This window comes from Kitasatospora cheerisanensis KCTC 2395 (genome assembly GCF_000696185.1).
Lineage (GTDB): Bacteria > Actinomycetota > Actinomycetes > Streptomycetales > Streptomycetaceae > Kitasatospora > Kitasatospora cheerisanensis.
Map to the genome: position 1 here is coordinate 8,005,606 of NZ_KK853997.1, position 9,675 is coordinate 8,015,280.

The 9,675-nt window shown below is 73.0% G+C and carries 6 protein-coding genes; all 6 read left to right on the forward strand.

Features of this window, described 5'->3' with window-relative positions:
* The first annotated feature begins 81 nt into the window (after positions 1–81).
* A complete protein-coding gene (locus tag KCH_RS35920) occupies positions 82–4,374 on the forward strand; it encodes an AAA family ATPase (protein ID WP_035870298.1) in 4,293 nt (1,430 codons plus the stop codon).
* 44 nt (positions 4,375–4,418) lie between these two features.
* A complete protein-coding gene (locus KCH_RS38415; protein WP_051653837.1) occupies positions 4,419–5,813 on the forward strand; it encodes a lipase family alpha/beta hydrolase in 1,395 nt (464 codons plus the stop codon).
* A gap of 732 nt (positions 5,814–6,545) precedes the next feature.
* Positions 6,546–6,734, forward strand: a complete 189-nt coding sequence (locus KCH_RS45695) for a hypothetical protein (protein WP_244305594.1) — start codon at positions 6,546–6,548, stop codon at positions 6,732–6,734.
* A 38-nt stretch (positions 6,735–6,772) separates the two neighbouring features.
* Positions 6,773–7,147 carry a hypothetical protein gene (locus tag KCH_RS45700; protein ID WP_244305595.1) on the forward strand — a complete coding sequence of 125 codons (375 nt, stop codon included), beginning with the start codon at positions 6,773–6,775 and terminating at the stop codon, positions 7,145–7,147.
* A 47-nt stretch (positions 7,148–7,194) separates the two neighbouring features.
* On the forward strand, positions 7,195–9,204 hold the full coding sequence (locus KCH_RS35935) for a flotillin family protein (protein WP_035870299.1): 2,010 nt from the start codon (positions 7,195–7,197) through the stop codon (positions 9,202–9,204).
* A gap of 254 nt (positions 9,205–9,458) precedes the next feature.
* A partial coding sequence (locus KCH_RS43085) for a DNA repair ATPase (protein WP_035870301.1) occupies positions 9,459–9,675 on the forward strand: 217 nt, incomplete at its 3' end.

Below are 9,675 nucleotides of genomic sequence, written 5' to 3' on the forward strand. Positions count from 1 at the left end.
CCCAATTCGATTGTGTGTCAAGACAGTTGCACACCGATGCGACGAGCGGCAACATGATCCCCCACGGACGGGGGAGGTTACGTGGGCACGGGCGGCGACCACGGCGAGGCCCTGGTGGTGTGCCTGGACACCTACGACCACCACCCGCACTTCAACCTGCGGGACGCCCCCGAGCACGTCGAGGAGTTCCGGTCCCTGGCCCGCCGGCTGGGTTTCACGGCCGACGCGCCGACCGTCACCGGAACCCGGCGCGAGGTCATGCAGGGGCTGCGCCGCGCGATGGCCACGCCCGCCGGACGGAAGATCCTCTACTGGATCGGTCACGGGATCAGGAAGGGGCGGGACACCGCGGTCCTGCCCTGCCGGGACCTCGATCCGGACCAGTTCGACGGCAACATCACCGGCAGCGACCTGGTCGAGCTGCTCAGGCAGGCCACCGGCGACATCCTGGTCATCCTCGACACCTGCCACGCCTCGCACGTCGCACGCGAGGTGCACACGGGGCTCTTCAACCGCGAGGACGACTACTACGGCCCCCGGCCGGTGTCCAAGGGCTCGCCCTACTTCCGCGGCGTGGGCGTCCTCGGCACGGTGCACGGCGACGAGCCGGCGCAGCTCGGCGTCTGGCTGCACGCGTTCCGTCGCGTCTGCGACGATCCGCGTTTCGAGTTCCGCGAGCGGCTGCTCTGGACGCCGTACGCCCAGGCCCTGCACGCGTCCGAGGTGCTGGAGGCCGTGAGCGGCGAGCTCGCCGACGAGTTCGTGCATCCGCAGATCCACGGGGGCAGCAGGCTCGTCGGCCTGTTCCTGAATCCGTACTACGACGCGCTGGCCCGGCCGCTGTCCACGGCCACCCGGTCGCGCAGGCAGGAACTGCTCGACGCGCACGTGCAGACGATGCTCCGCAGCCGCTTCACCGGGCTGCTCGTGGAGGACGAGGCCGGCTCCTTCACCGGACGGCGCAACTACCTCGACCGCCTCGCCGACTGGATCGGCTCGCCCGGCCGCAACGGCGCGCTGATCGTCACCGGCGGCCCGGGCAGTGGCAAATCGGCGCTGCTCGCCCAGCTGGCGCTGATGACGATCGCGAACACCCCGCAGTTCAAGGGCCTTTCGCCGGTCCGCCGGAGCGCGCTGCTCAGCGCCATCGACGCCGGCATCCAGTGCCGGGGCCGCGGGGCCGTCGAATGCGCGCGCGAGCTCGCCGAGGGCCTGCAGCTCGCGGAACCGGTCGAGGGCTGGCCGGACCTGCGGGCCGTGATGGACGCCCTGCTGAGCAGGTGCCGCGACGCCGCGTCGACGACGTTCCTGGTCGACGGACTCGACGAGGCGGACCAGGCGCAGCTCGACTCGCTCGTCGCCGACGTCCTGGTCCCGCTCTCCCACGAGCCGAACGTCCGCGTCCTGATCGGCACCCGGCCGCTGCCCGGGAGCAGCGCCCTCGCCCTCCTGGACCGCGCCCTCACCTTCGACCTGGACAAGGCGCCGGACCGGGACGCCGACGTCGCCGGCTACGTACGCGCCCGACTCGGCGGCCCGGGAAGCCCGTACCACGGCGTCGAGGAGACGCTCGACGCGGTCTGCCGGGCCCTGGTGCGGCAGAGCGACGGCGTCTTCCTGGTGGCCAAGCTGCACTGCTCCGCCCTGCTGCGGCTGAACCGGGCGGTCGGGCCCGGGGACGAGGAGTTCCGGCAGGTGCTCGCCTCGGGACTGGGCGAGGCCCTGGACCACGAGATCCGCGCCCTGGACGCCGCCGCGCCGGGCGGGACGTCCACCGGCGGCTGGGCGCTCGGGCTCCTGCTCCCGCTGGCGCTCTCCTTCGGCGCGGGCCTGCCCGAGAACGACGGGATCTGGCTGGAGGCGGCGCGGGCCCTGGCCGAGGTCCGCGGGGACCGGCGCGGCTACGGGGCCCGCGACATCCTCGCGATGCGCGAAGCCGGCGGCGCCCACGTGGTGGCGCACGGTGAGGCGGGCCAGCCGGTCTTCCGGCTGAACCACGAGACGCTCGTCGGGCACCTGCTGCGCGCCTGCGGTCTGCCGGAGCCCCGGGCCCACGCCACGATGCTGGCGGTCCTCCGCCGGGTCCACGACACGCTGCACCGGGGACGCGCCGCCACCAACCCCTACATCGCGCGCTACACGGCCGCGCACGCCGCCCGGGCCGGCGAGCTGGCGGCCCTCCTGGAGGACGCCGAACTGCTCGTCCGGCTGGATCCCGGGCGGCTGGTGACCCAGCTCGATCAGCCCGCTGCGACCGCATCGGCCAAGGCGCAGCTGTACCGGCCCGTCGCCGAGGACCTGGCGCGCAGAGCACCCGACGAACGCGCCGCCCTGTTGCAGGCGGAGGCCCTGCGCCAGCAGCCGGAGCTCATGCCGTGGGCGCGTTCGGCGGCGCCGCTGCACTGGACCGACGAGTGGACGACGGCCGAGCGTTTCGCCCCCGGCCGCAGCCTGGGGCTGCCGTTCGGAGACGTTCTCGTGGTGTCGTCGAGCCCGGACGGCGGTCTCTACGCCGCGGGTGAGCGCCTGTGGCACTGGAGCAGCACCGGCGGGCGGCCCGAGCTCGTGCGGGGCTACGTGCCCGCCGCGTCCGACGGAGCGGCGCACCGGCTGACGTCGCTGGCCGCGCCCGCGCGGGAGGGCGGCATCGCGGCGGTGGCGGCGGATCCGGAACGTGTCCTGATCTGGCCGCGGGACAGCACGGGACTCGTGCGGGTGTTCGGCTGGGCGGCTCCCGTCAGAGCGGTCGCGGTGGGGACCGTCGCCGGCCGGGAGGCCGTCGCGGCCGCTTTCGGCGCCCACGTGGCGGTGTGGGAGTGGCGCGACGGCCGGCCCCGGCACCGCGGGTTCTGGCGAAGCCGGGTGGGCGAGGTGTTCGCCACCGCCGTCACCACCGTCGGGAACTCGCCCTGCCTGCTGGTCGGCGGCGAACAGGGCGTGGCCGTCCTGGACCCGTGGACCGGCGCGTTCCGCGGCGGGTTCGGCTCCGGGACGGGCCGCGTCGAGTGCCTCGACGTCACCACGGCGGGTGAACGCCCCTGGGCCGCCGCGATCACCACCAGGAGTCCGCAGGTACGCGTGTGGCGGCTCGACGGCGGCGAGCAGTTCCAGGCGGAGTGTGTCTTCACCGCCCGTCTGCGGCATCCGTCGGGGGCGACCGTCGCCCTGAGCGACTCCGCGAATCCGCTGGTCCTGGCCGTGGACGGCGGCCGGGTCCGCCGATGGTCGCTGGAGACCCGCCACGAGCTGGCCCCGCTGACGGGCCACCGGTCACGGCCGACGTCGGTCACCGTCCTGCGCGGGGAGCACGGCCGGGTGGCCGTCGCCGACGGAAGCCTGGTCCGGATCTGGGAGCGCGGACCGGAAGCGGACGCCGCGTCCTCCACCCGCCGCGCGGCGCTGCCCGCGCCGGGCATGGAGCATGCCGGGGCCCTGGTGTGCACCGCTCCCGGCGAGGGCGCCGTGGCCCTCTCCGCCCGGGACGCCGCGCGGGTGTGGGACCTGCGAGGACGCGTCCTCCACGAGGAGTCGGAGCTCGCCCTGTACAAGGCCGTGGACCTGTGCACCGACACCTCGGGCGCATCGTGGCTGGCGGCCGGCGGGCGGAGTACCGCGTACGGGCCCACCGTCGTCGTTCGCCGGATCGGCGGCGGCGCGGCGACCGTGCTGCCCGTCGCGCCCGGTGAGGACGGCGCCGTAGGGGCCGTGGCACTGGGCGTCGGTCAGACCGTGCAGGTCTTCGCGGCCGACAACCGGCACGTCCGGCGCTGGGACGCAGAGTCCGCCGCCGCCCTGCCGCCGCTGCACGTGCCCAACGACATGGTCCGCCACCTCGCCTTCGTCGCATCACCGACGGGCCGCCCCTTCCTGCTCGCCGGCGCGGGCGACACCGTGTGGCTGTGGGACGCGCAGGAGCCGGGCGCCCCGGTACCGCTGAGGTCGCCGGAGAGAGCGCCCGTTCGTGCCCTGGCCGGCACGCACGACGACGACGGGCGCCGGCACGTCGCCGTGGCCACCGGCAAGGGCGTCTTCGTCGCGCGGCCAGCAGCTCGGGAGGCGGCGGGCGCCGTTGAACTGCGCCCGCTGAGCAGGACCGTCGTGGCAGTTCGGTCCCTGGCCTGCCGGAGCCTGCCGGGCAACCGCGTGCTGGTCCTGGCCGCCGACGCCTCGCACGTGCTGCACCTGTGGGACGTGCACGAGGACCTGCGCACCTCGGGCATCCCCGATCGCGGTTTCGCCGTCCACCAGGTGATGGCACAACGCGAGCCGGAGGGCACCGGGCTCGTGGTGGCGTCCGTCGGCCTGGAACGCATGGACGTCCTGACGGTGTCCCCGCCCGGCGGCACCGCCTCGCGACGGACCCTTCCCGACTGAAGCCTCCCGGCCCGACGTCCGACGAAGTGAAGGAGAGTCAGCAAGTGACACACGACCTGGTGGTGTTCGTGCCGGGAGTCATGGGAAGCGTCCTGTGCGACGGTGACGGCCGCGACGTGTGGAACCTGTCGCTCGGCGTCGGCGGCAGGCTGGCCACGGGCATCGAAGGCTTCTTCGATCGGCTGGCGCTGCCCCCCGGCCTGGGCGACGCGGCCCCCGACGGGCCCTACGCCCTGACACCGGCCCGCCTTCTGCGGGAACCGCGCATCTACCCGGGGCTGCTGCCCCACGTCGCCTACCGGGAACTCACCCGGCACCTGGGAGAGTTGGCCGAGGGCAGAGTCGCCGTCTTCCCGTACGACTGGCGGCTGTCCAACCGGCACTCCGCCGCCCTGTTGAAGGAGTTCGTGGGCCGTGAACTCCAGCGGTGGCGCGAGCAGCGGCGGGCGGCGGGCGACGAGGAGGAACCCCGCGTGGTCCTCGTCTGCCACTCCATGGGCGGTCTGGTCGCCCGCTACTACCTGGAGGTGCTGGGCGGACGGGAGACCGCCCGGACCCTGGTGACCATCGGCACGCCGTACGCGGGAGCGGTGAAGGCGGTGCGGATCCTCACCGGGACCCTCTCCGGCAGGAAGCTCCTCGGCATCGGCACCAGGCTGCGCGAAGCCCTCGTGACCGCTGCCCGCACCATGCCGTCCGTCCACCAACTGCTGCCCACCTACCAGTGCGTGACAGGACACCCCGCCGGCACGCGACTGGACGCGGTGCCCGTTCCCGACCTCGACACCGCCATGGTCGACGACGCCTTCGCCCTGCGCCGCGAGCTGGACGAGGCGGTGCGCCGGAACACCGCGGAGGACCTGCTGGCGGGCCGACCCGCCCCCTACCGGGTGTTCGCCTCCGGCGGGAAGGGGGAGCCGACCGACATCGCGCTCAGCCTGCCGGCCGGAGTCATCACCTACGCGGACCGCTTCGAGGACCGGGACCGGTGGCAGGGCGACGGCACCGTGCCGTGCCTGTCCGCCACGCCGCCCGAGTGGGAGGACGGCGCCCGCGTCGACTGGTTCCGCCTTGGCCACACCGCACTGCCCAACGACGCCCTGCTCCACCGCCAGCTGTACGACCGCTACGAGGCGCTCGACCACCGCCCCTACCAGATGCTGGGCACGGGATTCGGCATCGACGTCCCCGAGGCGGCCGCCGCTGGAACCCCGCTCCCGGTGACCGCTGTCTCCGAGGAGCCCGGCCTGCTCCTGCAAGCCCGTCTCGTCTCGCCGGACAGCGGGAAGACCATCGAACGACGACGGCTCGTCCCCGACGGCGACGGCGGCTACAGCGCCACGTTCTCGCCCCCGCCGGGTGTATGGATGGTGGAGGCGACGACCGCGCACGCCACCGCAGCACCCGTGCAGCGGGAAGCGGTGCTGGTCCTGGACTGAACGCCGTGTCCACTCGCTGCCGGATCGCCCTGAGCGCCGACCAAAGGCCCACCTGGACACCCCGGATCGCCCGGTCGGCATCGCACTGACCCGACCGCTCCGGCCATCGACTGCTGCCGTCGTCGCCATCGAGTCGACGGCAGCACGGAGCCGGTGCGGTGCGGTGGGGTGGGGCGGGGTGGGGTGGGGTGCGGTGCGACAGCGGCGCAGGCCTGCGCCGGGCAGTCGGCCGAGACTGCTACCCGGGTCGCAGCCGGCTGCGACGAGTCGGTGAGTTTCGCAGTCGCGGGCCGGTGGCTTCGGTGCGACACCGGTGAGTTTCCGGCCGTCGGAACTCCCCTGCGCGGAGACACCCTGCCGGTGCCGGCCCGCGTGTGCCCGCTCCGAGTGTGGCCGGCCCGCGTGTGTCTGCGCCCGCGTGTGCCCGCTCCGCGTGTGCCCGCGCCGAGCGTGGCCGGCCCGCGTGTGCCTGCGCCTCCCGGCGCCGTCCCGCGGGTGCCGGCCTGCGTGTGCCCGTGCTTCGTGGTGCCCGTGCCTCCGGGTGCCCGGCCCGCGTGTGTCCGGCCCCGGACCCGTTCCGGGCGTGCGCTCGTTGTCCCACAGTTTCGGGTGTAAACAAGGCGTAAAGATTGCCGGATCCTGGCAATGTGGGAGCCGCTCCCCGAATGCCATGACCGATCCGCGCACCCGAGTGCGGGAGCGATCAGCGTGAGGTAAAGGGGGAGAGACCGGATGCACAGGTTCTTCGAAGCCGCGCTGGGCTACCCGACGGCGCTGTTCAGCTTCGCGTTGCTGGTCGTCGCCGGGTACTGGGGGCTGGTGCTGCTCGGCGGCCTGGGCGTCGACCTCCTCGACGGGGGCACGACATCGACGCCCACGGGGGCGTCCTCGACGGCCTGCGACTGGGCGGGGCACCGGTGACGGTGGCCGGGTCACTGCTGATCGCCATTGCCTGGTCCGTGAGCCTGTCGGGATCGGCGCTGACCACCGGCCTGCCGGCCCGCACCGCCGTCCTGGCCGCGGCACTGGTCTCGGCCTGGACGGGAACGAAGGCGCTGCTGCGCCCGCTGGCGAAGCTGCTGCGGCAGGAACGCGCCACCCGGCGGCACGACTTCGTGGGACGGCTCTGCGTGGTGCGCACCGGCCGGGTGACCGGCGACTTCGGGCAGGCCGAAGTCGCCGCCGAGGACGGGTCGACCGCCGTCGTGCAGATCCGCACCCGCACCCAGGAGACGGGGCTGACCACCGGCCGCACCGCCCTGATCTTCGACTACGACTCCGAGGGCGAGTACTTCCTCGTCGCCCCGTTCGATCCCGCGCTGCCCGGCAGCTGACCGCACCGCCGCGCCACCGGCGACTTCTCTTCACTCAAAGGACCGTGATGAACACCATCGCTGTGGGCTTCGGCGTGCTCGTCGCCGTCGCGCTGCTCATCGTGCTCGCGCTGCTGCTGCTCACCAGCCGCCTGTACCGGAAGGTCGAGCAGGGCAAGGCGCTGATCATCTCCAAGACGAAGAAGGTCGACGTCACCTTCACCGGCGCGATCGTCCTGCCGGTACTGCACAAGGCCGAACTGATGGACATCTCGGTGAAGACCATCGAGATCTCCCGGACCGGCCGCGACGGCCTGATCTGCCGGGACAACATCCGTGCCGACCTCCGGATCTCGTTCTTCGTGCGGGTGAACAAGACCGTCGAGGACGTCATCAAGGTGGCCCAGGCGATCGGCACCGCCCGGGCCAGCGACCAGGGAGCGGTGCAGGACTTCTTCTCCGCCAAGTTCTCCGAGGCGCTGAAGACCGTCGGCAAGCAGCTGGACTTCACCGACCTCTACACCCACCGGCACGAGTTCCGCGACCAGATCATCGCGGTCATCGGCACCGACCTCAACGGCTACAGCCTGGAGGACGCGGCGATCGACCACCTGGAGCAGACCCCGATCACCTCGCTGGACGCCGACAACATCCTCGACGCCCAGGGCATCCGCAAGATCACCGAGCTGACGGCGATCGAGCACGTCCGCACCAACGAGTACCGGCGCACCGAGGAGAAGGAGATCACCCGGCAGAACGTCGACGCCCGCGAGGCCGTCCTCGAACTGGAACGCCGTCAGGCGGACGCGGAGATCCGCCAGCGCCGCGAGATCGAGACGCTGCGCGCCAAGGAGGAAGCGGCGATCGCCCGCGTCCAGGAGGAGGAGCGGCTCAGCGCCCAGGGCGCGTTCCTGAAGACCGAGGAACAGCTCGGCATCCAGCGCGAGAACCAGGCCCGCGAGGTGGCCGTCGCGCAGAAGAACCGCGAGCGGGTCATCGCCGTGGAGAGCGAGCGGATCGAGAAGGACCGGCTGCTGGAGGTGATCGGCCGCGACCGGGAAACCGAGCTCGCCCGGATCGCCAAGGACAAGGAGGTCGAGACCCAGAAGCGGGAGATCGCCGACGTCGTCCGCGAGCGCGTCGCGGTGGACCGAACCGTCGCCGAGCAGGAGGAGTCCATCAAGACCCTGCGCGCCGTCGAGGAGGCCGAGCGGCTGCGCAAGTCGACGGTCATCCAGGCCGAGGCCGAGGCGCAGGAGAAACTGGTCAAGGACATCAAGGCCGCCGAGGCCGCCGAGCAGGCGTCCGCACACAAGGCCCGCGAGTCCCTGGTCCTCGCCGAGGCGCGCCGCCAGGCGGCGGACCTCGACTCGGCCGCGAAGATCCGCCTCGCCGAGGGCATCCAGGCCGAGGCCGCCGCCCAAGGCCTCGCGAAGGTCCAGGTGCGCGAACAGGAAGCGGCGGCGATCGAGAAGGTCGGCCGGGCGGAGGCCGTCGTCCTCACCGAGAAGGCGCAGGCCACCGCACTGGAGATCGGCGCGAAGCTCAAGGCCGAGGCCGAGGGCCTGACCGAGAAAGCCGCCGCGATGGCCGCCCTCGACGAGGCCGGCCGAGCGCACGAGGAGTACCGGCTGCGCCTGGCCGCCGAGAAGGACATCCGGCTGGCGGGCCTGGACGCGCAGCGGCAGATCGCCGAGGCGCAGGCCGCCCTGGTCGCCGCCGGGCTGGAGAAGGCGAACATCGACATCGTCGGCGGTGACAGCGTCTTCTTCGACCGCCTGGTGCAGTCCGTGACCGCGGGCAAGGCCGTGGACGCCTTCGTCGCCCACTCCGACACCGCCCGCACCCTGGCCGGCCCCTGGCTGAACGGCGACGCCAGCTTCACCGAGGACCTCACCCGGGTGCTGTCCTCCGTCTCCACCGCGGACGTGCAGAACCTCACCGTCTCCGCACTGCTGACGAAGCTCATCGGCCAGGGCGGCGACCCGAGCAGCCAGCTCACCCAACTGCTCGCCTCCGCACAGAAGCTGGGCATCGCCGAGACCCCGCTCGCGGCCTCCAACGGCACGACGAAGTAGCTCGCGGCCCGCAGCGGCACGGCGAAGCAGCACGCGGCTCGCGACGGTACGACGGAGTAGCGCGCGGCCCGCAACAGCAGGAAGAAGCAGCACGCGGCTCGCGACGGTACGACGGAGTAGCGCGCGGCCCGCAACAGCAGGAAGAAGCAGCTCGTGGCTCGCGACGGCACGGTGAAGCAGCTCGTGGCCCGCGACGGCACGGCGAAGCAGCGCGCGGCCCGCAACAGCAGGAAGAACCGGAAGGAGCAGCCACCGTGACCGAGGACGTCGTCGACACGGGCACGTACGAGGTGCTGCGCGCGCGGCTGGCCGGAGCCGCGGCCGACCTGACCGAGCGGGCCACCGCCCTCAACGCCCGCCGGGTGGCGGAGTTCGGCGCGGGCGAGCTCCAACTGGCACGCACCGCCCGACTGGCCACGGCCGGTGCATGCACACTGCGGGACGCGGTCGGCCTCGACGGCCTGCTGCTGG